Annotated in this window: 16 protein-coding genes and 1 pseudogene; 8 read left to right on the top strand and 9 right to left on the bottom strand. The window is 67.2% G+C overall.

Going from position 1 to position 23,216, the window contains the following annotated elements; all coding sequences use genetic code 11:
- Nucleotides 1-2: 2 nt before the first annotated feature.
- From tssH to tagF, 7 genes are read left to right on the top strand one after another with little or no spacing between them, the layout of a single operon-like run.
- A complete protein-coding gene (gene tssH / locus NCR35_RS28275) occupies nt 3-2,612 on the top strand; it encodes a type VI secretion system ATPase TssH (RefSeq protein ID WP_250537215.1) in 2,610 nt (869 codons plus the stop codon).
- Nucleotides 2,599-4,572: a type VI secretion system Vgr family protein gene (locus tag NCR35_RS28280; protein WP_250537216.1), complete on the top strand. Its 1,974-nt coding sequence runs from the start codon at nt 2,599-2,601 to the stop codon at nt 4,570-4,572. The genes tssH and NCR35_RS28280 overlap by 14 nt, the downstream gene beginning before the upstream one ends.
- 9 nt (nt 4,573-4,581) lie before the next feature.
- On the top strand, nt 4,582-5,997 hold the full coding sequence (gene tagH, locus NCR35_RS28285; RefSeq protein WP_250537217.1) for a type VI secretion system-associated FHA domain protein TagH: 1,416 nt from the start codon (nt 4,582-4,584) through the stop codon (nt 5,995-5,997).
- A gap of 8 nt (nt 5,998-6,005) precedes the next feature.
- Nucleotides 6,006-7,340: a type VI secretion system baseplate subunit TssK gene (gene tssK / locus NCR35_RS28290; RefSeq protein ID WP_250537218.1), complete on the top strand. Its 1,335-nt coding sequence runs from the start codon at nt 6,006-6,008 to the stop codon at nt 7,338-7,340.
- 28 nt (nt 7,341-7,368) lie between these two features.
- Complete coding sequence (tssL, locus tag NCR35_RS28295; protein WP_250537219.1) at nt 7,369-8,703, top strand: type VI secretion system protein TssL, long form; 1,335 nt, start codon at nt 7,369-7,371, stop codon at nt 8,701-8,703.
- Nucleotides 8,700-12,209 (top strand): type VI secretion system membrane subunit TssM, encoded by a 3,510-nt coding sequence (tssM, locus tag NCR35_RS28300; RefSeq protein ID WP_250537220.1) that lies wholly within the window; start codon nt 8,700-8,702, stop codon nt 12,207-12,209. Before tssL ends, tssM begins: the two co-directional genes overlap by 4 nt.
- Complete coding sequence (gene tagF, locus NCR35_RS28305) at nt 12,191-12,733, top strand: type VI secretion system-associated protein TagF (protein WP_250537221.1); 543 nt, start codon at nt 12,191-12,193, stop codon at nt 12,731-12,733. The genes tssM and tagF overlap by 19 nt, the downstream gene beginning before the upstream one ends.
- Nucleotides 12,734-12,735: 2 nt before the next feature.
- Here tagF and NCR35_RS28310 read toward each other — a convergent pair whose 3' ends face one another.
- From NCR35_RS28310 to NCR35_RS28345, 8 genes and pseudogenes are all read right to left on the bottom strand, one after another.
- Nucleotides 12,736-14,085, bottom strand: a complete 1,350-nt coding sequence (locus NCR35_RS28310; protein WP_250537222.1) for a serine/threonine-protein kinase — start codon at nt 14,083-14,085, stop codon at nt 12,736-12,738.
- A 2-nt stretch (nt 14,086-14,087) separates the two neighbouring features.
- Nucleotides 14,088-14,981, bottom strand: coding sequence for a Tll0287-like and HAMP domain-containing protein (locus NCR35_RS28315; protein WP_244851012.1), 894 nt, complete (start codon nt 14,979-14,981; stop codon nt 14,088-14,090).
- A 29-nt stretch (nt 14,982-15,010) separates the two neighbouring features.
- Entirely contained in the window at nt 15,011-15,835 is an 825-nt protein-coding gene (locus NCR35_RS28320) for a hypothetical protein (protein ID WP_250537223.1), read from the bottom strand.
- A gap of 103 nt (nt 15,836-15,938) precedes the next feature.
- Nucleotides 15,939-16,934 carry an anti-sigma factor family protein gene (locus NCR35_RS28325; protein ID WP_250537224.1) on the bottom strand — a complete coding sequence of 332 codons (996 nt, stop codon included), beginning with the start codon at nt 16,932-16,934 and terminating at the stop codon, nt 15,939-15,941.
- A 162-nt stretch (nt 16,935-17,096) separates the two neighbouring features.
- Nucleotides 17,097-18,008 (bottom strand): anti-sigma factor, encoded by a 912-nt coding sequence (locus NCR35_RS28330; RefSeq protein ID WP_250537225.1) that lies wholly within the window; start codon nt 18,006-18,008, stop codon nt 17,097-17,099.
- Complete coding sequence (locus tag NCR35_RS28335; RefSeq protein WP_250537226.1) at nt 18,005-18,550, bottom strand: RNA polymerase sigma factor; 546 nt, start codon at nt 18,548-18,550, stop codon at nt 18,005-18,007. Before NCR35_RS28335 ends, NCR35_RS28330 begins: the two co-directional genes overlap by 4 nt.
- 166 nt (nt 18,551-18,716) lie before the next feature.
- A complete protein-coding gene (locus NCR35_RS28340; RefSeq protein ID WP_250537227.1) occupies nt 18,717-19,784 on the bottom strand; it encodes a catalase family peroxidase in 1,068 nt (355 codons plus the stop codon).
- A 147-nt stretch (nt 19,785-19,931) separates the two neighbouring features.
- Nucleotides 19,932-20,072, bottom strand: a pseudogene (locus NCR35_RS28345) (helix-turn-helix domain-containing protein); the annotation flags it as partial.
- 388 nt (nt 20,073-20,460) lie between these two features.
- Between NCR35_RS28345 and NCR35_RS28350 the strand changes: the two are divergent.
- Complete coding sequence (locus tag NCR35_RS28350) at nt 20,461-20,664, top strand: hypothetical protein (RefSeq protein ID WP_250537228.1); 204 nt, start codon at nt 20,461-20,463, stop codon at nt 20,662-20,664.
- A 77-nt stretch (nt 20,665-20,741) separates the two neighbouring features.
- On the opposite strand, the gene NCR35_RS28355 is transcribed toward NCR35_RS28350, so the two are convergent.
- Nucleotides 20,742-22,721, bottom strand: a complete 1,980-nt coding sequence (locus NCR35_RS28355; protein WP_250537229.1) for a PhoX family protein — start codon at nt 22,719-22,721, stop codon at nt 20,742-20,744.
- Nucleotides 22,722-23,216 lie beyond the last annotated feature (495 nt).

Consider the following 23,216-nt stretch of genomic DNA (forward strand, 5'->3'; position numbering starts at 1 on the left):
CAATGGCAGACATCAGCCGTGCCGTCATGTTCGGCAAACTCGACACGCTCAGCTTCCGCGCGGTGGAAAGCGCCACGACGTTCTGCCGTCTGCGCGGCAATCCGTACGTGGAGATCGCGCACTGGCTGCATCAGGTATTGCAGTTGCCGGATTCCGATCTGCATCGCGTGATTCGCCATGCGGACATCGATCCAGCGGTGCTTGCGCGCGATCTGACCGATGCGCTGGACCGTCTGCCGCGTGGCGCGTCGTCGGTGACGGATATCGGCGCGCAACTCGAAGAAGCGGTGGAGCGCGGCTGGGTGCATGCATCGCTGATGTTCGGGGCGCACACGATACGCAGCGCGCATGTGCTGGTTGGCATGTTGCGGACGCCCGCGCTGCGCAACGTGTTGCGCGGCATCTCGCGCGAGTTCGACCGCGTCAAGGCGGACGATATCGTCGAGCGTCATGCCGATCTGTTCGACGGCTCGCCCGAAACGCAGGCGCAGACGGCGCCCGCGCCGCAGCCTTCGGCGGACGCGGGCGCGCCGCGGGCGAACGACGCGCTGCAACGCTTCACCGTCGATCTGACCGACGACGCGCGCGCAGGCAAGCTGGATCCGATCGTCGGCCGGGACGAGGAAATCCGCCAGGTCATCGACATTCTCATGCGCCGCCGGCAGAACAACCCGATTCTCACGGGCGAGGCCGGCGTCGGCAAGACGGCGGTCGTGGAAGGGCTTGCGTTGCGCATCGTGGCGGGCGATGTGCCGCCCGCCTTGCGGCACGTGAGCCTGCGCACGCTCGACGTGGCGCTGCTGCAGGCGGGCGCGGGCATGAAAGGCGAGTTCGAGACGCGTCTGCGTCAGGTGCTGGATGCGGTGCAGTCCGCACAGAAGCCGGTGATCCTCTTCATCGACGAGGCGCACACGCTGATCGGCGCGGGCGGGGCGGCGGGCACCGGCGACGCGGCGAATCTGCTCAAGCCGGCGCTCGCACGCGGCGTCGTGCGCACGATCGCGGCCACGACGTGGTCCGAATACCGGCGGCACATCGAGAAGGATCCCGCCCTCACGCGGCGTTTTCAGGTCGTGCAGGTGCATGAGCCCGACGAGACCCGCGCGGTGACGATGATGCGCGGCATCGCGGCTGCGCTCGAGGCGCATCACGGCGTGCAGATCCTCGACGAAGCCGTCGAGGCGGCGGTGAGGCTTTCGCATCGCTATCTGCCGGCGCGTCAGTTGCCCGACAAGTCGGTGAGCCTGCTCGACACCGCCTGCGCGCGGGTCGCCGTGAGCCAGCATGCGACACCGCCCGCCGTCGACGATGCAAGGCGGCGCATCGGGACGCTCATGACCGAACTCGACGTCATCGCGCGCGAGGCCGCCATCGGCATCGATACCGCGGCACGGCACGAAGCGGCATCCGCGGACTTGCAGGTTGCCAACGCCCATCTGGCGGCCCTCGAAGCGCGCTGGCATGCCGAACGCGGCATGGTCGAGGACATCCTCGCGCGCCGCCGCGCGTTGCGCGAACACGCGCGCGGCGCCGATCTTGACGCGCTGCGCGAACGTCAGGCGCAACTCGCCCTGCATCAGGGCGAAGCGCCGCTGATCCTGCCCGGCGTGGATCGTCACGCGGTCGCGGCGGTCGTTCAGGACTGGACGGGCGTGCCCGTGCTCGACATGCTGAAGAACGAGGTCGGCAATGTGCTGCGTCTCGGCGAACTGCTAGACCGGCGCATCATCGGGCAGCACCACGCCACGCGCATGATCGCGCGCCGCGTGCAGACCTCGCGCGCGGGCCTCGACGATCCGAACAAGCCCGTCGGCGTGTTTCTGCTGGCCGGGACCTCGGGCGTCGGCAAGACGGAGACGGCGCTCGCGCTCGCGGAGGCGCTCTATGGCGGCGAGCAGAATCTCATCACCATCAACATGAGCGAGTATCAGGAGGCGCATACCGTGTCGCTCCTGAAGGGCGCGCCGCCGGGCTATGTCGGTTTCGGCGAGGGCGGCGTGCTGACCGAGGCGGTGCGCCGCCGTCCGCATAGTGTCGTGCTGCTCGACGAAGTCGAGAAGGCCCATCCGGATGTGCACGAACTGTTCTTCCAGGTCTTCGACAAGGGCCACATGGACGACAGCGAAGGGCGTTCCATCGATTTCCGCAACACGCTCATCCTGCTGACCACCAACGCGGGCACCGACTGTATCGCGGAACTGTGTGCCGACCCGCGGACGCCCGCGCCGATGGAGGTGATCGAGCGGGAACTGCATGCGCAACTGCTGCGGACGTTTCCGCCCGCGCTGCTCGGGCGCATGGTGACGATTCCGTATTACCCGCTTTCCGGCGACATGCTGCGCGCCATCATCCGGCTGCAACTCGGGCGCGTGGCGGAGCGCGTGACGAGCAGGCATCGCGTGCCGTTCACTTACGACGATGACGTCGTCGCGCAGATCGCGCTGCGCTGTACGCGGCTGGAAAGCGGCGGCCGCATGATCGACGCGATCCTCACCAACAGCGTGCTGCCGCGCATCAGTACGGAGTATCTGTCGCGCGTGATGGCGGGCACGGCTCTTTCGCGCGTGCATGTGGGCGTCGAGGACGAGGAGTTCACGTATGCCTTCGACTGAACGCCATGTGCGCCTGAATTGCGCGGCGCTCGGCGGCGATGCCGTGTTCCTGCGCATGTCGGCCAGCGAGGCGCTCGGGCGTCTGAGCCGGTACGAGATCGTTTTCCTGTCGATGCATAACGACATCGATCCGGGCAAGGTGCTCGGGCAGGACCTCACGGTGACGCTCGACTATCCGGCCGGCGGCGCGCGCGAGTTCAACGGCATCGTGACGACGCTGCGTCTGCTGATTCCCGGCGACAGCACCAGGAACCGCATGGCGCGCTACGAGGCGATCGTGCATCCGCGCATGTGGCTGCTCACGCGCGCCGCGCACCGGCGCTTCTACCATCAGCGCACGGTGCCGCAGATCGTGTCGAAGGTGCTCGAATCGTACGACGTCGATTTTCGCAACGCGTGCACGGCGAGCTATCCGCCGCTCGATCATTGCGTGCAGCACCGCGAAACGGATTTCGATTTCGTCAGCCGCCTGATGGAGCGCGAAGGCATTCATTACTTCTTCGAGCACGAAGGCGGCAAGCACACGCTCGTGCTCGCGGACTCCGGCGCCGAACACCGGCCCATCGCGCATTACGGCACAGTGCCGTTTCAGGCATGGGACACGCCGCGGCAGGACGAGGAGTGCGTATATCGCTGGGTATCGGGCGCGACGCTGGAAACGGGGCGCTACGAAGTCAACGATTACGACTTCGAGAAAGCCTCCGTCAGCAACAGCGAGGGGCTCGTCGCCCGGGCCACGCGCGGCGCGCCGTATGACCCGCCACGCTATCTGATGCAGGAGCATCTGACCGGGCATCTGTCGGCGGGCGACGGCGAGCGGCTTGCGCGTGTGAACGTCGAGATCCATCAGACGCAGAACGATTCGATCGAAGGCCGCAGCACCGCGCGCGGAATCGCGGCCGGCGGCCTGTTCCGTCTTCGAGATCATCCGGCGGGCGCGCAGAACCGTCAGTATCTGGTGATCGAGAACCACGCGGAGATCGTGTCGGATGCCTATGTATCTTCGGACGATCCGAGCCGGCCGCTTTTCGATTGCCGCTTCCGGGCGATCCGCGGCGACACGACCTTCCGCTCGCCGCGCGTGACGCCCGCGCCGCGCGTCGCCGGACCGCAGACCGCCGTGGTGATGGGGCCGCCGGGAGAGGAGATTCTCACGGATCAATACGGCCGCGTGAAGGTGCGGTTCCACTGGGAACAACTGACGCAGACCGACGGCGCAAACCCGCTCGACCGCTGCTGGGTGCGCGTCGCGCAAGGCTGGGCCAACCGGCGTTGGGGCGCGATGTTCCTGCCGCGCATCGGGCAGGAAGTGCTCGTCGATTTCGTCGAAGGCGACCCGGACAGGCCGGTGATCACGGGTGCGGCTTACAACTCGACCAACATGCCGCCGTATGAACTGCCCGCGCAAAGCGCCGTTTCCACCGTGAAGAGCCAGTCGACCAAAGGCGGCAACGGCTACAACGAAGTCCGTTTCGACGATCGCAAGGGCAGCGAGCAGATGTTCTTTCATGCCGAGCGCGATCACGAAACCTGGATCAAGAACGACGCCCTGATGAACGTGTCGGGCGAGCGCCACGTGAGCATCGGCGGCGACGAATTTCGCGCGACGCGGGGCGCGCGCAACGATTCCGTCACGGGGCGGAGCACGTCGCGCGTGCTCGGCGGCGTGTCGGCGGCGAGCATGACGACGCACGACCAGTTCGTCGGCGAGGCGTATTCGCTGGAGGCGGGCGCGGCGGTGCGCATCAAGGCGGGTGCGGCGGTCGAAATCGAGGCGAGCGCGACCATCGCATTGCGCGCCGGCGCGTCGTACATCCTCATCGGTCCCGAGACGATCGAGATGTCGAGCTTTCCGATTCCGATCGGCCCGGGCGTGCCGCCGGTGCCGCTCGCCATTCCGCCCGCGCCGCCGGTGCCGCCGCGCGACGCCGACGATGGCGCCAGCAAGGGCCGCAAATAGGAGATGACGATGACACTGACGCTGACAGTGCGAGGCGGCGAAGGCGACGAGCGCGCCGCGCCGCATACGATGGCAATCGACGAGACCGCCACCATCGGGCGCGCGCCGGAGTGCACGCTGGTGCTGGGAGATGCGCAGCGCGGCATCTCGCGCATTCAGGCGCGCATCGAACGCCGCGGCGATACCTACGTTCTGGTCGATGCCGGCAGCAATCCGACGCTCCTGAACGACGAAGCGCTCGGGGCCGGGCGCGAAGCGGTCCTGTCGAACGATGACCGTATTGGGATCGGGGCTTATACGCTGGTCGTGTCGGTCGAAACGGTGTTCGCCGTCGACCAGACGCTGATGACGCAGCCCGCGCCGTCCGCGCCGGTTCCGTCCGCGAGCTTGCCGGCCACGCCGGAATTCGAGGCGCCGCCGCCCGCGCCGCTCATTCCCGACGACTGGAACGCGCCGCACGACCGCACCGCGCCTCACGCCGGGCCGGGCGACGACGATGCCCCCTTTAGCCCCGACCCGCTTGCCGCGACGCCGCTCTTGCGCGAACCCGGCGATTTCGGCGGCGATGCGAGTCAGGCCCTGATGGATGCGCTGAGCGGTGCGGATCCTCTACGCGAGGCAGGCGCGCCGCGCGCACCTCGGATTGAGGCGGCGGTGCGCAGTCTGGAGCACGTCTCGCCGGAGCGCGTCATGTCGGCGTTGCCCGCTGTGCAACCGCCGCACGAGTTGCGCGACGCGCCACCATCTGCATGGAACGGCGACGAAGCCCACGACGAAGCGCACGACGAAGCCCACGACGAAGCCCACGACGCAGCGGACACGCCGCAGAACGAAGCGGCGCTGCTCGATGCCTTGCTCGACGGCCTCGGCGTCGAACGTGCCGACGTCGCGCACATCGCCGCGCCGGACCTTGCGCGCCTGATCGGATCGATGTTGCGCACAGCCACGCAGGGCGCGATGTCCGTCCTTCGTTCGCGGGCGATGACCAAGCGCGAAACCCGCATGGCCATGACGATGATCGAGGAGCGCGACAACAATCCGCTCAAGTTCTTTCCGGACGCCGATCGCGCGTTGACGCAGATGCTCGGCGCGCGGGGCCGTGGCTACCTTGCGCCCGACGAAGCCTTGCGCGCCGCGTTCCACGACATCCAGACGCACGAACTGGCCCTCATCGCCGGCATGCGCGCCGCGCTCGACGACGCCATGGCGCGCATCGAACCGGCCGCCATCGAACGCTCGCTCGATGCGCCGGGCCGGTTCCACGCCATCGTCGGCAATCGCAAGGCGCGGCTGTGGCAGCGCTACGTCAAGACCTGGGAACGCGTGTCGCGCGACACCGGCGACGACTTTCAGCAGCGCTTCGGCGAGCCGTTCGGCCGTGCGTATCAGGCGCAGCTCGATGCGCTGCAATTCTCGAAAGACTGAGTCAGCTCATGTACTGGAACAACAAGGTCATATGGTCGGAGGGCATGTTCCTCCAGCCGCAGCATCTGCAGCAGCACGACCGTCATGTCGAGGCGCTGCTCGAAGGCCGCGCGGGCGCGCTGCGTCCGTATGCGTGGGGCTTCACGAAACTCGAGATCGACGAGGCGCTGCTCAAGCTCGGCAAGCTCGCGCTCCGATCCGCAGCCGGCGTGCTGCCGGACGGCACGCCCTTTCGCCTGCCCGCCGACGACGACCTGCCCGAGCCGCTCGAGATTCCCGAGAACGCGGCGAACGTGACAGTCATGCTCGCGTTGCCGGTGCGACGGCCCGGCTCGCCGGAATCGGGCGGCGACGAGCACGCGGACAACCTCGCGCGTTATCGCGCAGGCGATGTCGAAGTTCACGACAGCAACGACGCCGATGCGCTCCCCACGTTGCTGCAGGTTGGCAAGCTGCGTCTGCGCCTCGCGCTCTCGCCCGACGTCGCGCATGCCCATGCGTGCGCCGGGGTCGCGCATGTGATCGAACGCAAGAGCGACGGCCGTGTGGTGCTCGACGACGGATACTGCGCGCCGTGTCTCGACTATCGCGTGGCGGGCAAGCTCGCGCGCTTTGCGACGGAGCTGGCCGGCCTGCTGCAACAGCGCGGCGAAGCGCTTGCGGGGCGGCTCGCGCAGCCCGATGGCGCAGGCATGGCCGAGATCGCCGATTTCCTGCTGCTGCAGATCGTCAACCGGGCGCAGCCGCTGGTCGCGCATTTCAACGCGCTGAGCGGGCTGCATCCCGAGGCGCTTTATCGGGTGTGCATCGGCCTCGCGGGAGAGCTTGCCACGTTCAGTCAGGCGGGCCGCAGGCCGCCGCAATTTCCCGCGTACCGGCACGAACGGCTGAAGGAGAGCTTCGAGCCGGTGATCGCCGCGCTGCGCCTCGCCTTGTCGCGCGTGGCCGATCCGCAGGTCGTGTCCATTGCGCTGGAAGAGCGCCGCTACGGCCTGCGCGTCGCGCTGGTCAACGATCGCGCGCTCTTCACCGGGGCGACTTTCGTGCTGGCGGCGCGCGCTCAGGTGCCGACCGACACGCTGCTGTCCGGGTTCGGCAGCCAGGTGAAGATCGGCAGTATCGAAAAGATCCGCGACCTCGTGAATCTGCAACTGCCCGGCATTGCGCTGCGGGCGCTGGCGGTCGCGCCGCGCCAGTTGCCGTTCCACGCCGGCTACAGCTACTTCGAACTCGACGACAAGAACGAAGCATGGGCGACGCTGGCGTCCTCCGCCGGCATGGCGCTGCACGTCGCGGGGGAATTTCCCGGCCTCGCGATGGAACTCTGGGCAATCCGGCACTGAAGCCACGCCGTTTGAAGGAAGCCATTCCATGTCCAACGACACCCACCCGCCGCTCGACGATGCGGTGTTTCTCGACGCGGCCCAGACCATCCGCCTGCCGACGCCCGGCCGTAAGCGCGAGCCCGCGACGAACGCCGGCGCGCCGCCCGCGACGACGGAAGCGCCGCTCGCGCCGCTCGACGCCTCGATCGCGGGGCGCAATCCGCTCCTGCGCGCGGCCAGTCCGCTGCTCGAACTCGCGCTGCCGCTACGCCGGCTCGCGAGCCATCCCGATCTTGAAGCCCTGCGCGCACAGCTTATCCAGATGGTGCGCAGGTTCGAAGCCGATGGCCGCTCGTTCGGCGTGCCCGATGCGCAGCTCGGACCGGCCCGCTATTGCCTGTGCACGTTCATCGACGAGGCCATTGCCGCCACGCCGTGGGGCGCGGGCGTCTGGGGCCGCCGCAGTCTGCTCGTGACGTTTCACAACGAGGCATCGGGCGGCGAGCGGCTCTTCGTCATCCTGCAACGGCTGGCGCAAACCCCGGCGGTGGAGATCGACACGCTCGAACTCATCTACGTGATGCTCGCGCTCGGCTTCGACGGGCGCTATCGCCTGATCGAAGGCGGCAAGCGTCAGCTCGACGAAATTCGCGCCCGCCTCGAACAGATGATCCGCGCGCAGCGCGGCGCGGTGGAACGGGCGTTGTCGCCGCACTGGCGGCCCGCCGACCGCGAACGCAAACGGCTGCTCGGCTTCCTGCCGCTGTGGGTCGCGCTCGCGCTCGCGGCCGCCGTGCTGATGACGGCGGGCCTCGTGCTCGGCCTGCGCATCAACGCATTCTCGGACCCTGTGTTCGCCGCGATGCGCACAATCCGGGTCGCGCCCGCGCCGGTGCTCGCCGACAAGACGAAGGCCGCACCCAAGCTGGCCGCCGCGCTGAGCAGCTTCCTCGCGCCGGAGATCGCGCAGGGTCGGGTGACGGTCGGCGAGTCGGCGGACCGCACGACCGTCACGCTCAACAACACGGCGCAAGGCGTGCAGATTTTCGCGTCGGGCAGCGCCGATCTCGATGCGCATTTCGCCCCGCTCGTGCAGCGCATCGGCGAAGCCTTGCGTGACAAGCCGGGCAATGTCGTCGTGACCGGGCATACGGACAACCAGCGCATCGTGTCGGCGCGCTTTCCGTCGAACGTGGCGCTGTCGCAGGCACGCGCGGACACGGTGCGCGCGATGCTCGCCGCCAAGCTGCCCGATCCCGCCCGGGTCAGCGCCGAGGGACGCGGCGACACGGAGCCGGCCGCATCGAACGATACGGCCGCCGGGCGCGCGCGCAATCGCCGCGTGAGCATCGACATTCTTTCGCCGGGAGCCGCACCATGAAGTGGATCGATACCCTGAAGAAGCCTGCTGTCGTTTCTTTCGCCGGCGTGCTCGCGCTGGCTGCGCTCGTGTGGTTCTACGGGCCGCTCGTCGCCTTCGACGGACGCGCGCCGCTCGACAGCGCGGCGCGCCGGTGGCTCGCAATCGCGCTGATCGTCCTGTGCTGGGCCGGATACTGGGGCGTGCGGTATGCCAAGGCGCGCATCGCCGGGTCGAAGTTCGTGCAGGGTCTCGTCGCCGATGCGCTCGATCCCGCGCGGCGCGAGCCGGACCCCGCCCGCCAGGCCGCCGATGCCGAACTCGCCACGCTGCGCACGCGCTTCGAAGACGCCCTCAGAACGCTGCGCGAAACGCGCAGCGGCGCGAAACAGGGCGTGGCCGGCTGGCTCAGGCCGCGCCGCGAAGCGCTTTACGATCTGCCGTGGTACATGTTCGTCGGCGCGCCGGGGGCGGGCAAGACTACCGCGCTTGCGCACTCCGGCCTGCGCTTTCCACTGGCGGACCGGCTGGGCGCGCAGCCGGTGGGCGGGGTCGGCGGCACGCGCAACTGCGACTGGTGGTTCACCGACGACGCCGTGCTGCTCGATACCGCCGGCCGCTTCACGACGCAGGATAGCCATGAAGAAGCGGACCGCGGCGCGTGGCTCGGCTTCCTCGCCCTGTTGCGCAAATATCGTCCGCGCCGTCCGTTGGATGGCGTGATGGCAGTAGTGTCCGCCGCCGATCTGCTGCAGCAGTCCGACGAAGCGCGCGCCGCGCATGCGGTGACCATCCGCGAGCGTCTGTCCGAACTGAACCGGCAACTCGGCGTGCGTCTGCCGGTGTACGTCGTCGTCACCAAGAGCGACATGCTTGCGGGCTTCTCCGAATACTTCGACGACTTGGGCCGCGACGAACGCGAACAGGTCTGGGGCGTGACGTTTCCGCTCGCATCGGATCAGGGCGAAGCCGAGGCCGGCACACCGCTCGCGCGCTTTCCCGACGAGTTCCGTCTGCTTCACCGGCAGGTGCAGGATCGCGTGCTGCAACGCATGCAGCAGGAAACGGACGTGCGCCGTCGCGCGCTGATTCATTCGTTCCCGCAGCAGTTCGCGGGCATCGAGCAGGCGTTGCAGCGTTTTCTCGACGATGCTTTCGGCGATTCGCGCTTCTCCCGCGCGGCTTTGCTGCGCGGCGTCTACTTCACGAGCGGCACGCAAAGCGGCCGTCCGCTCGACCGCATGATGAGCGCCATGGCCGGCTCGCTCGGACTGCGCCGCGAAGTCGTGATGGCGGATGCGTCGAGCGGACGCGCCTACTTCGTCAAGCGGCTGCTGCGTGACGTGATCTTCGCGGAGCAGGGCATCGCGGGTACGGATCCGCGCACGGAACGGCGGCGCACGCGCTTTCAGCGGGTCGCCGTCGGCCTGATCGGCGTGTTGCTCGCGGCCGGGCTGGCCGGACTGATTGCCAGCGACCGGCAGAACCGGCGTTTCGTCGAGGAAAGCCGTCAGCAGGTCGCGGCGCTGGCGGAACGCGCGAAGCAGACGAGCGCCGGCGATGGTCCGCTCGCCGTGCTGCCGCTGCTGGATGCGGCGCGCGATCTGCCCGGCGGCGACGCCGAGCGCGCCTCGCGCGATCCGTCGTGGTGGGCGGGCTTCGGGCTCGATCAGCGCGAGAAGCTCGGGCGCGAAGCCGAGCGCGTCTATCAGCGGCTGTTGCGGCAGACCTTGCTGCCGATCGTCGTGCAGCGCATGGAGGACCAGTTGCGCGACGCCGGGTCGGAAGATACGGCGACGCTCTACGAGGCCCTGCGCGCGTATCTGATGCTGGGCGATCCGGCACACTTCGATCCCGACGCACTGCAGGTCTGGGCAATGCGCACCTGGCGGCAGGGCGCCATGAAGGACGCGAGCGACGTAGAGCGCGCCGACATCGAACGTCACCTCCAGGCGCTGTTCAGCCGCGGACAGTTCGATTCGAACCTGCCGCTCGACCAGAGCCTGATTGCGCAGGCGCGCGCCGTGCTGAATCGCGTGCCGTTGGCGCAGCGGCTCGACGGACGCATCCGGCAGCAACTCGCGCAGCAGCGTCTGCCAGAATTCACGGTCGCGCAGGCGGCGGGTCCGAGCGGACAGATCGTGTTCGTCAGAAAGAGCGGCGCGCCGCTCACGCAAGGCATCGACGGCGCCTATACGCGCGAGGGTTTCGCGGCGTTCGAGCGTCTGCGCGAAGCGGCGCTCGCGAATCTTCCCAAAGACGACTGGGTGCTCGGCAACGGCCAGACCCGCGCCGGCGCGCAGGATACGGACGCGCTGCGCACGGCGCTTACACGCCTCTATAGCGACGAAACCATTCGCCAATGGGACGCGCTGCTGGCGGATATCGGCGTCGTGCCGTTCGATGCGCCGGATCAGGGCGCCCGCATGGCAAACCTGCTCGGCGCGCCGAATTCGCCGCTGCGCGCATTGATCGAGGGTATTGCGCGCGAAACGCGCTTCGCCCCGCCCGCCGCGCCGCCCGGCAAGCTCGACACGCTGCGCAAGCGCATCGGCGTCGAGACGGACGCGCCCGCCGCACCGCGGCTCGTCGACACACATTTCCAGGCGCTGCACGATCTCGCCGGCGCACCGCTCGACGACTATGTCAACGCGCTGAAGGACGCCGCCGCGACCTTGCAGGCGGAAGATACCGCGCGCAGGCAGTCCCTGCCGCTGCCCGCGACCGCGCCGCTGGACCGGCTCAAGCTGATGTCGCAGAACGCGCCTGCGCCGCTTGCGGCCATCCTGCAGGGCGTCGCCGGCAACGCCGATACCGTGCAGATCCGCAGCCAGCGGGCGCAGTTGCAGTCCGCGTGGGCGGCGAGCGTCGCGCCGGCGTGCAGGCAGGCGCTCGACGCTCGCTATCCGCTGGTGCGCGCCGCGACGCGCGACGCAGCCCCCGACGATTTCGCGCGCGTGCTCGCGCCCGGCGGCGTCGTCGATACGTTCTTCCTGCAGAATCTGCAGAGCCGCGTGGACACGTCGGGGGCGGTGTGGAAGTGGCGTCCCGAAGCGAAGGCGCTCGGCTTGTCCGACGACGTGCCGGTGCAGTTCCAGCGTGCCGCGATGTTGCGCGATGCGCTGTTCCGCGACGGCGGCCGCGATGTTTCCGTTCGCTTCACGGCGAAAGTGACGTCGCTCGATCCGTCGGTGAAGCGCTTCGTGCTCGATATCGACGGCACGCAGCTCACCGCCTCGGGCGACGCGCCCAACGCCACGGCCGAGTTTCGCTGGCCGAGCGGCAAGGGCACCGGGCAGGCCCATGTCGAACTCGATCCCGCCGACGGCACGCCACTGCGCGCGGACGGGCCGTGGGCGCTGTTTCATGTGATCGACGGTGCGCGGGTCCAGCAGGCCGGGCCACCCGATCGCTTCAGTGCGTCGTTCGATGGGGGGAAGGTCGTGCTGTCGCTCGTCGCCAGCAGCGTGAACAATGCGTTCCGCGCGGGCGTCCTGAATGCCTTCCGTTGCCCGGCTTCGTTATGAGCGCGGGCTTCTACGGCAAGGTCCGCACGCACGGAGACTTCGTCGGGCGCGGTTTGCCGGACTCATTCGTGAAAACCTGCGACGCCTGGTTGCAACGCGGCCTTCTGACGGCCCGCCAGCGCGCGCCGCACGAATGGCTCGAAAGCTATCTCGCCATGCCCGTGTGGCGCTTCTGCGCCAGTCCCGGCATATTCGACGAACGCGCGTATGCCGGCGCGCTGATGCCCGGCATCGATGCAGTGGGGCGCTATTTCCCGCTGATCGTCGCGCGGGAAATCCACGGCGCGTCGTGCGCCGTCGATTCGCCGTGGCACGAATCGGCGGCTGCCCTCGCGCTGTCCACGCTCGCGCCGTCGTTTTCAATGCGTGCATTCGAGGCGCGGCTTGCCGCACTGCCTGCACCGCCGTTCCGTGAAACGACGTGCCATGGCGGCAGCGCGTGGTGGACGCAAGCGGGCGAAAAAGCGCATCGGCACACAGGCGCGCTGGACTCCGGCTTGTTCTTGCGTCTGCTCGGCGACTGACGCTAGCCGCCCGCGATGCCCCATTCGCGCCGCAAGGTTTCGCGATGCTCATCGGGCACGGCGTCGAGCAGACGCGCATGGAAAGCGGGCAGATCGGCGGATTGCGCGGCGGCGCGGCGTGCGACGATGCGCGCGACCGGACCGAGAAAAGTCGTGAGCCGCGCGGCGGCCTCGTTCACGCTTTCCGCGCTGACGGTCTGCGCCCGTGCGCCTGTCGAAGGCGGCGTACCGACCGCAAGGCGCATCAGCAGTGCATCGAAATCGCGGCGCGCTTCGTCGGTCGGCAAATGGGCGGCGAGCCGCCCACGTAGCGTATCGATGTCGGCCGCGTCCGCGCAGGCGCGGCGCATCAGCAGCGATGCGACCGGACCCACGTGGCTCGCGAGGCGCTTCTCGATTTGCGCGATCATGTCCGGCGCGAAGGCGGGCGGCGCATCGAGCGCGGCAGGCGCGGCGGGCGCAACGCGCGCGCCGATCACCGTGCGTTCGGCATCGTCCTGTGCATCGGCGGCGAACGCGGCCAGCACTGCGTCGCGCCATTCGCGCGCCGAAGCGAAGCGGGCGTCCGGGCGCTTCGCCATGCCCTTCATCACGAGGCCGTCGATATGAGCAGGAACGCCGCGGGCGACGCTCGACGGAAGCGGCGGCATGTCGTGGAGAATGCCGCGCATGACCTCCGCCGGCGTGCCGGTGAACGGGCACACGCCGGTGAGCATTTCATAGAGCACGACGGCGGCGGAGAACAGGTCGGCGCGCGCATCGACGGTATCGCCGGTGAACTGTTCCGGAGACATGTAACTCGGGGTGCCGAGCAAGGTGCCCGTCTGTGTGAGCGCCGACGTGTCGAGACGGGCGATGCCGAAATCGGCGACCTTGCATTCGCCGCGCGGCCCCATCAGCAGATTGGCCGGCTTGATGTCGCGATGGACGATGCCGGCCTCGTGCGCGTAGTCGAGTGCATCGAGCAGTTGCGCGAACCAGCGAAGGGCGCTCGCCGGATTCATCGACGTCGCCGTGCGCGCGTGCCGGGCGAGACGCGCGGCGAGGCTTTCGCCGCGCACGTATTCCATCGTGATGAAGGCGATGTCGTCGGCTTCGCCGTAGTCGTAGATCGCGACGATGTTCGGATGCACGAGACGTCCGGCCGCGCGGGCTTCGTTCAGAAAGCGCGCCGTCAGTTCGTGCGCGGCGGCGGCGTCGTCGGTGGCAAGGCGGTGCAGCGTCTTCAGCGCGACCTGCCGCTCGATCTGCGGATCGAACGCGAGATAGACGATGCCCATCGCGCCGCGCCCGAGCACGCGCTCGATGACATAGCGTCCCAGCGTTGCCGGCACGTCGTCTGCCGATGGCATGACTAGGCCTGCTCTTCGTCGAGCATGCGGAACGCTTCGACGAGGCTCGTCCGCATGCGGCCGAACGACACCGCGAGCGAGGCGATCTCGTCCGACCCGCGGGTTTGCAGAATGACCGTGTCGAGCTTGCCGAGGCTCATTTCATCGGCGGCATGGGACAGCGAGCGGATCGGCCGTGTGATCAGCACATGCATCATGACGTTCATCGCGATCAGCAAGACCGCGAACACGCCGGTCAGCGACAGCATGAAGGTGCGCCACACGGCGCGGCCGCGCGCCACGGGTTGCGCCATCGGCACCGAGACGAACTCCGCGCCGATGACTTCGTTCATGGTCCAGCCAAAGCCGTTCGCAGTGCCGTATTTCTCGGTGACCGTCGCGGGCGCGGCCGACGGCGTGCTGTGGCACTGCATGCACGCGGCATCGGTGATGCGGCTCGGGCGCGCGAGAAACAACGCCCGGCCGCCGGGCGCATCGCGTTCGCCGGAAAGCGTTTTCAGTTCGGGGTGATCGTGCAGATGGCGGATCACATCCGTTTCCCAGTCTGTCGGCCGGTCGCGCGGATTGGTCGGGTTGAGCATCGTCGACTTGTAAGAGAAGTTCGGGAAGTCCTTCTCCAGCAGATTCAGCATTTCGATGGCGGAGAACGCAGGAATCGATTCGGGAACGAAGCGGTACTTCACCTGAGTGGCGAGCAGCGGCGTGATGTGCGCGGCCGTGTAGTTCTGCATCGACGATGCCGCGCTCGCGAGCACGTTGGCATCGTGCACGGTTTCTTCGAGCGCCTGCTTCTGAAGCAGGCGGTCCGACACCGCGCCGACCGCCACCAGCGCGACCGCGAAAATGACCAGGAACACGAGGTTGAACTTGACGCTGAGAGACAGTCTGAGCTTCATGACGATGACATGGTGATGGTATGCAGAGCTTATGGATGACGCGTTCCCGCAGCGTCCAGGCGTCGGGGCGGATAGAGCAGGGCGCGCCAGTCGGGCAGTGCCTTCAGATGGGCATCCACGTCGCGGCGAAAAGCGGTGTCGGCAAGACGCGAGCGGAAGCGCGCAGGGAATGTCCTGCGTTCTGGCAGGCTGCTGACGAGCCACGGCGAGATGTCGCCGTAAGCCACGGCGCGCGAAACCGGCGCGCTCTGCGACGGCTTCGCGGGCGCAAGCGGCTGCAAGGCGTCGCGAAAGGCGACGGGCATATCAGCGAGAAACGCGCTCGATGGCCGCGCCGCCTGTTGCGCGCCGGCATGCGCATCGAGCGTGACGAAACGCCCGCTCTCGAGCGTCACGGGCGGTTTCGCCGGGAGGGTCTGCGTGCCGGTTTCGCTGAAGATGTCGACGGCGTTCGCATCGTCGCGCGCGAGCACGATCGCCGCAGCGCCTGCGCCGATGTCGAGCGGGCCGCGCTCGGTATCCACATGCGGCGTGGCGCATGCGTGAACGGCGCACGGTGCGGCGGCCACCTTGAGCCAGCCGTCGAGCAGCGCGACGTGCGCATCCGCGGCGAGCATGACGCGGGTGCGCGCGCCGAGCGCGAGCAGCGTGCCGTGTTCGTCCTGGAGGTGCACGACGCCTTCACGTGATTCGAGGATATCGGCTTCGCGCAGGCTCGCGCCCGCGTTGAGGTCGCTCAGGCGTGTTCCGCGAATCACGCTGACGGGCGCATCGGCGCTCGCGAGCGTCCATCCCGCGTAAGCGGGCGACGCTGCCGCTGCGGCAATGACAAGTCCTGCTGTGCTGAAGGGCAATCGATGAAGCATCCTCGCCGCCAGTCGATGCGTTGTGGTCCGGCGGACGCCGGTCTCATCAACACAACAGTTGGGAAGCGCGGTTATTCCGTACTGTCTTGCCTCAGCCGGACGATGCGACGAGCGTGCGCAGAGCGTCCGCGGGAGCGAGCGGCGGCGTGACGGCGCCGAACAGCGAGGCGGCGTCGCCCTGCGCGAGGCTGCGTGCGAGCCGGTTGAGCGCCGCGTCGCCCGATGCGCCGATGAGCGCATAACCGATGTGCGCACGGCGCCAAGTGACGACCGCCATGGAGGCAACGGTGCGATCGGCGGGCATCGCGTCAGCCTGCGCCTCGTGCATCAGGCACAGTGCGACGGGATTGCCCTGCGCGGGAAGGTAGACGATCTGCACCAGCGGCCGGCCATTAAATTGCAGGCGCTGAACGCGCTTGAAGGTGAGGTCATACGCGCGCAGGTCGGGGATGTGGATGTCGAGCCGGTCTTCCTGGCGAATCTTGTCCAGCGTCGTCTGCGAGAGGGCCGCATCGGCGTCGACATTCGCCAGCGTTTCCCGGCTGTAAAGCTGTTGATAATGTGCGGCGGCCTCGACCCAGGGTGCGGCCGCCGGGTCCGTGGATGCCTGAGCGGATGCATGAGCGGATGTCTGAGCCGATGCCTGAGCGCCTTCCTGATGCGGCACGAGTCGGGCATCGTCGTAGCCGAAGCGCAACGTGAAGCCGCATGCGAGCGCGCCGGCGAAGAATGCCGCGGCGAGCCAGCCGGCCGCGGCGGCCCGGACCCGCGCCGTCGCGTGCCATCCGGGCGCGCCGATGTTGCTGTCGTCATTGGCGCCGGCGCCGTGCCCGCTGTGAGCCGGCCCCGGCGTGTCGAGGCGCGCGGCCTGCGCGATGCCGTCGATCATCCGTGCGAGCGATGGCGGAACCGGCGGCAGTCGCTGATGCGCGAAGGCGTCCGCGTACGGCAGGTTCGACGCTTCGAGGCGTTTGACACGCAACGCCGCATCGGGCGATGCGGCAAGCAGGCGCTCGAGCGCCGCGCGTTCAGGCGCGGGCAGCTTGCCGTCCACGTAGGCCAGCAGTTCGATGTCGTCCGGTGTCATAAGGCTTTCAAGCGCTGTTCGCGGCGTATTGTGCAGCGCCGTCTCACGCGCTGTCCGGCGTACCGGACGCGCATCCCACGCCCCCGGGATACGGGGGGGCTAATCACACAACACCCGGAAGCGGTGTTTATTCCACGCGCTAAAAAAGAAAAGCGCGGCGCATCACCCGGCCAGATTCGCCGGCCCGTGCGAGGCCTCGCTGAAGAGCGGCGCCATATCGAGTTCGGAGATGCGTTTGCCGAGCGCGCCCAGATCGACGTCGCCCGCCTGGCCGATGAGCGCATAGCTCATCTCGCCCTGCCGCCAGGTCGTCACGTCCATGGCGTCGACCGTGCGGGACGCGACCGTCTCGTCCGGCCGGGCATCTTTCATCACGCACAGCGCAATGGGCGGCCCGTTGCGCGGCAGATAGACGATCTGCACCAGCGGCTTGTTGTTGAAGCGCAGGCGCTGCACCGACTTGAACGTGAGGCCCGCGCTGCTGAGGTCCGGCACGCGTAGCGCGATGCGGTCTTCGTTGCGGATATCGGCCAGGACGCGGGCGGCGGTGGCCGGATCGTCTTCGCGATAGCCGACCGTGTCGCGCGTGTAGAGCTTCTGATAGCCGACGGCGGCGGCGATCCACGGAGAGACATCCGCGCTCGCCATTTGCGCGCCGCCGGGCTGCGGTGAACCGAGTAGCGAGCTCAAATGGACAAACTGGCCGGCCACGAACGCGCCCGCGACGCACGCCGCGGCGAGCCACACGGGCATGCGGCGCAGCCGCGACCGCACCGGCGCGGCAGGAACGCGCGCGTCGTCAGGATTGGCAGGTTCATTGGCGGCGGCGGGCGCGCCCTCGGCGGCCCGATGTGCCTTCACCATCTGGTCGATGTTGAGCCGCAGGCTCTCCGGCACGGGAGGCAGAGGCTGCTTCGCGAACGCGTCCGCGAACTCGACTTTCGAGGCACGCAGGAGCGCGACTTTCTTGCGCGCTTCCGCGGATTCGCGTATTTGGGCTTCGACGGATTCGCGCTCCTCCGGAGAGAGCCCGCCGTCGACATAAGCGAGAAGTTGAGCGTCGTCGGCCATCATGCGAACGAATCCTTGTGAGTCGGAGCGGGGCGAGCCTTGGGCGTCTGCTCGCCGAACATGGCGCCGATCGATTGCCGGGCGCGCGAGAGGCGGCTCATCACCGTGCCGATCGGAATCTCCAGCGTGTCCGCGGCCTGCTGATAAGAGAAACCTTCGACCGCGACGAGCAGCATGACCACACGTTGCGCTTCAGGCAGGCGCTCGATCGCGTCGACGATCTGCCCGTGCATCAACTGCGTTTCCGGGCTTCTGTCGACCGGGTCGGGCAGATTTTCGAGGAAATCGTCGTCCCACTCGAAGCCCGCCCGCTTGCGGACGCTGCGCGCGCGCAGTTCGTTGATCCACGTCGAATGGATGATGGCATACATCCAGCTCAGGGGCGCGGTGTCGGGTTGAAGCTGATGTGCGCGTTCGAGCCCGCGCACGCACGCGCGCTGCACGAGATCTTCGGCATCGTGCTGGTCGCCCGAAAGACGAAGCGCGAATGCCCATAGGCGCGGCAGCATGTCAGGAAGCATGCCGGGCAGGTCTGCACCGCTCATTGAACGTATCTCTCCATGATCCCCGGGCGGATCCATGCCGCGCGTGCTGTCGCGATCGTGGTCGATCGTCTCCTTGCCGGCACCGGCGCGAGGTACGAACCGCAAAGTTTAACTTGGTATGAAACACGCGGCGCGAAGGCTTTATTCCACGCGTTCTCTCATTTCTTCAACGCACGTTCGCACGGGCCTCCTCGGCCGTGCGGCGCCTGAACGACTCGGCGTAGGCCGCGGCGCGTGCGGCGAGCAACGGGTCGCTGGAGGGAGCGATGCCTCGGGGCAGCACGGTCGGATCGAAATTGACGTCGCGGCATGCGCCGTCGATCTGGGACTCGGCGGACGTGATGACGAGCGTCCCCGCGTCGATTCGATGCGCTTCGCGTTCGGCAGGCCAAGCGCGCGTGGCATCGTCGACAGGATCGCCCGGGCCGGCCGGCGTCAGCATCAAGCGCCACTTGACGGGATGCTCGCGCAGCCGCGTGCGCAGGTCGTGCGCGAGAAAGTCCGGATCGCGCGTTGAATTGCGGCTGGCGTCGAAGGGTGCGTAGGGCGTTTCCGGCGTCACGCTCCAGCGCACGAACCGAGTGGCATCGTCCGAACCGGTGAACCGGAACGCGTTGATGCTGTAATAGTTCGCGTTGTAGAAAGCCGAGGACGGCGCATGCGCGGCAAGCCAGTCGCGCAACGCGTTGGTTTCCGGGTGCCGTGCGAAGAAGGCGTTCAGCCTGGCGGGATCCGCGCGGCCTGTGCGCGGGTCGGGCCGCATGGCTTCCTGTTGCTCGAACACGGCTTGCGGCGTGCGAACGGCGAAGACCGGCGCGGAGTTCATGCCGGTACGCCATTCTTCTCCATTGCGCATCATGAAGCGCAGCGCGAAGCTGCGCACGGTGGTGGCCGCGTCGTTTTCCGAGGGATTGCCGCCCGGCGCGGAGAAGCGCCCCGTGACCGGCGTGCGGCCCGCTTGAAAGACCTCGGCACGCGAGAGCGCCGCGCCGTTGCCGTTGCTGTCGAAGTAGCCGCTTACACAGATTCCCTTGGCATGATTGCGACGGAACCCGAGGTGCCTGCCGCTCGAGTGCTCGAATGCGTCGATCAGGCGTGTGGGCGAAAGCGCCGGTGCCGTACCGGGCCAGGCAATCCACCCGGCGACCCACGCGAACGATACGACGACCACGGTGAGCGCTGACGCGATGAAGGCGCAACCGATGACGAATCGCGCAGGCGGAATTCGGGGCATAACGCAGAGCGGACTACGCGACTGATCAGAGCGAAAGGCTGTCGAGTATAGAGTAGCCCGTCCGAACGCGCAGTCTGCGCGCGCTGCGCCTGGACTTGGTCTTGCAGCGACATGAGCCCATGCCTGCGCGAGGCTCGCTGCTTACGCGAGGCGCTCGACTTGCCGCACGCTCAAGTCCAGCCGCGCAGCGGCACGCCCTGGCTTGAGCCGTTGCTCGGCGACGGCCTGAATCACCTTGAGTCGGTCCAGTTCGCGCATCGACATCGTGATCGTCCCAGTCGAGTTCATGGTCCGCGCTCCAGAAACGCTTGTCTGGCCACGAACCTACGGCAAAATGCGACATCTCTACTTAGCAGAAACACGACATTTGAACTTGGGACCTACAGCATGAACGTTGATAATTAGCATTATGTAAAGCCGGGGTTGGAAACGTAAAGGGCGCGCGCTGTCTCAGTCCATGATCGGCCATGAGCCGCCGGTCGTGGCAGATAGTCAGTTCGATCAGCCAAGGTCCCGTTTTAGCTCGCTCAATGACGCGTCATAATCGGTTCAAGTTACGCTTTCCGCGCGAGGCGTGCTTCCTTAACCGCGACAATCGCCAGGCCAGCAGGCCGCCCCGCTACACCCATACCGAGACCGATGGAGCCGCGCGATCGCCGCGAGGTCCATTGAAGAAATGGTCTTCAGCTACAGGGACATGATGGTGACGCCGGCGGCGGTCCGGCACGGCGAGGCGGTTGCCGCGACGGCGCGAATGCAAGATTTGAACGGAATGGAGCGTTCGGTGCGCCTGGCCGGCGAGTTACCGAACGTGGAAGAAGCGATCCGTTATGCGATTGCGGCCGCCTTCGAATACATCGATTACGAGCAAAGCTGCTGAATTCTGCGAGGCGCGCCGCGTCCGCGACGCACCTCGAAGCTACGCATCGAGGGAAGCGTTGCGCTTCCCCTGGCTCGTCAACTCAGCTTGACCGAGGTTGCATCGGCGGTCAGATAGCCCACCGCCGCGCCGTAGCGATCCTTGTAGTTCGCGCGGATCAGCGGATCGAGCGTCGCCTGCACCTTCGAATGCAGCGGCGTTTCCCAGTCGCCCGCATGCTGGAAGTTGCTCATGATGTAGGTCCAGCCGTTTATCTCGTCGACCGCGTGCAGGCCCGTCGATTCCGCGCCCGACGGCGCCGACAGAATGCGCGACAGCGACTTCGTATCGACGTTGTATGCCCACAGGAAGTTGTTGACGTGCCGGCCGCTGTCTTCCCCGATGAACAGCGTGCGCAGCTTCTCGGAGAACTTGAGGTTATCCGGATTCGCGATGCGCTCCGGGTTGCCGATGTTGCCGAGCGCATCGGCGGAAATGTCTTCGCCGACGAGCGCGGCGGGCGCGGCCATGTCGACCGGAACCCATTCGCTGTTGATCGCCGCGCCGGTCAGATCCTTCTGTCCGCCCTTCAGATTGAACGCGTACACCGCGCCCGAGTTGATGGTCTTGTCGACGGCGAATTCGGCCGCGTGCGCGTCGCCCTTGACCATCGACTTAACGATCTGCGACATCGCCGAGTACACGATCTTGTCCTTCGCGTTGACCGTCGTGCCTTCGAGCTTCGTAAAGCACATGCTCGCGCCGCGCAATGCCGCGTAGCGATGCGTCTCCAGAAACGCGGCCGCCTTCTCCATGCCCGGCTTGATGCGGATCCAGTTGAACGCGCCGTTGTAGTTGATGCGCGTATAGCTCGCATCGAGCGTCGCGCCGATGGTCGCATCGCTGACGACATCCATGATGTCGGCGAGCGTCAGCGTGTTGGCGAGGTTCTCGATTTCATCGCTCGTCGCGTGGCCGAGGTTCATCCATGTCAAATTGGCCGAGCCCGCGCCCGCCGATGACGTCATCGCGCACTTCGCGACGTAAAGCGTGCCCGCGGAAAGATCCGCTTCCTTGTCCGCGACGAACATGAAGACGCCGCCGTTGGTCGCGTCGTCGCCCATCATGACGGTGCGCTTGTCGGGCATCACTTGAATCAGCTCGTGCGAGATGCGGCCGAGGCAATAGTGCTTCTTGATCGTGCCGGTGCCGTCCGGGTTGACGGTGACTTCGGGCACATGACCGTAGTGATACGGACGCGCCTTCGTTTGATCGCCGTAAAGGTTCTGGCTATACGCGAGGAACTGCGCGTCCTTCGAGCCGAGCGCCGCATCCGGCTCGTACTCTTCGCTCGACAAATGCGTGTTCCACGGCGAGAGGCTCGCGCCGCACGTGATCCACAGACCGTTCGCCTTCGAGGTATCGACGTTCGCATAGCTCACGAGCGTCAGCTTGCCGGTGGCCGGATCCTGATCGAGCGTCAGCACCGCGATCGGCGACGGCAGGCGGCCGTACATGCTCGCGGCATTCTGGTCGCGCGTCGTGTATTCGAACTGCACGACGGCGAACACGGCGTTGCCCTTCACGCCCTTGACGGTCGTCTTGTCGAGTTTGATGAGCGACGTGCCGTCCGGGCAGTCCGAGAAGAACTGGCGCTCCTTGCCCGCCACCGACTTGTCGATGATCGGCTGATTGTCGATATCGAAATAGCCGCCAGCGACGATGGTGCCGCCGGCCGTGTTCGGCACGACATCGCCCGTCACGAAGAACGGCTGATACGCGAGCTTGTACGCGCGATTGCTGCCGTCGCTGAAGTTCACGGTCATGGTCGAGCCGACGGTGGTCTTTGCCATCGCCGCGGGATCGGCGAGCGTCGGCGCGGCCATGCTGCTGAACGTGGCCGTGGTGAACGCAGCCGTCGACGCGGGCGCGGACGCGTTCGTCGCCGCGTTGCTGTCGCTGCCGCCGCATGCGGTGGCGAGCAGCGAAGCGGCGGTCGCGCCGCCGAGCGGCAGCATCGGTGCGCCGGCGAGAATCTTGAGAGCTTTGCGGCGGGAGAGGTCGAGCGGCAGCGCCATGTGTGGTTCGAGTCCTTGATCGTGGGTTTGTACCGGCGATTAATGTCCGTGCTTCGGGCCGTTGCAGCCCGATGTGCCGGTTGACGCGCTACTTTAGGAAAGAAATGTGAAACTTTCTTGACAGGACGCTGTAATCTCTCGATCCCTTGATCGAAACGTACGAATTGTCCGCTGAGGCTTGTTCTTACGCTTGCACTCATCATCACCGACTTGAGAGACCCGAGTGCAATGAGAAAACATGTCGCACTTTATGGTCTGCTTTTGGCCTTCATCTCGGCTGTACCGGCGCTGCCCGCAGCAGCCGCCGACCTCTCTCCCATCTCCGCTTTCGGAGTCAGCGAGCCGGGCCCCTGATCAGCGCCGCAGGAAGCGCCCTGCGATCGCTGACTTAGGCGCCCGCCGGCCGTAGTACGCAATGAGACTGTCACCACTCGCAGAGCGGCAGGATGCGGGAAAGCGGTGTGCGGGTGACACTGTTGCTTCCGCTTCGAGCGC

It is taken from the genome of Caballeronia sp. AZ10_KS36 (assembly GCF_023631105.1).
Lineage (GTDB): Bacteria > Pseudomonadota > Gammaproteobacteria > Burkholderiales > Burkholderiaceae > Caballeronia.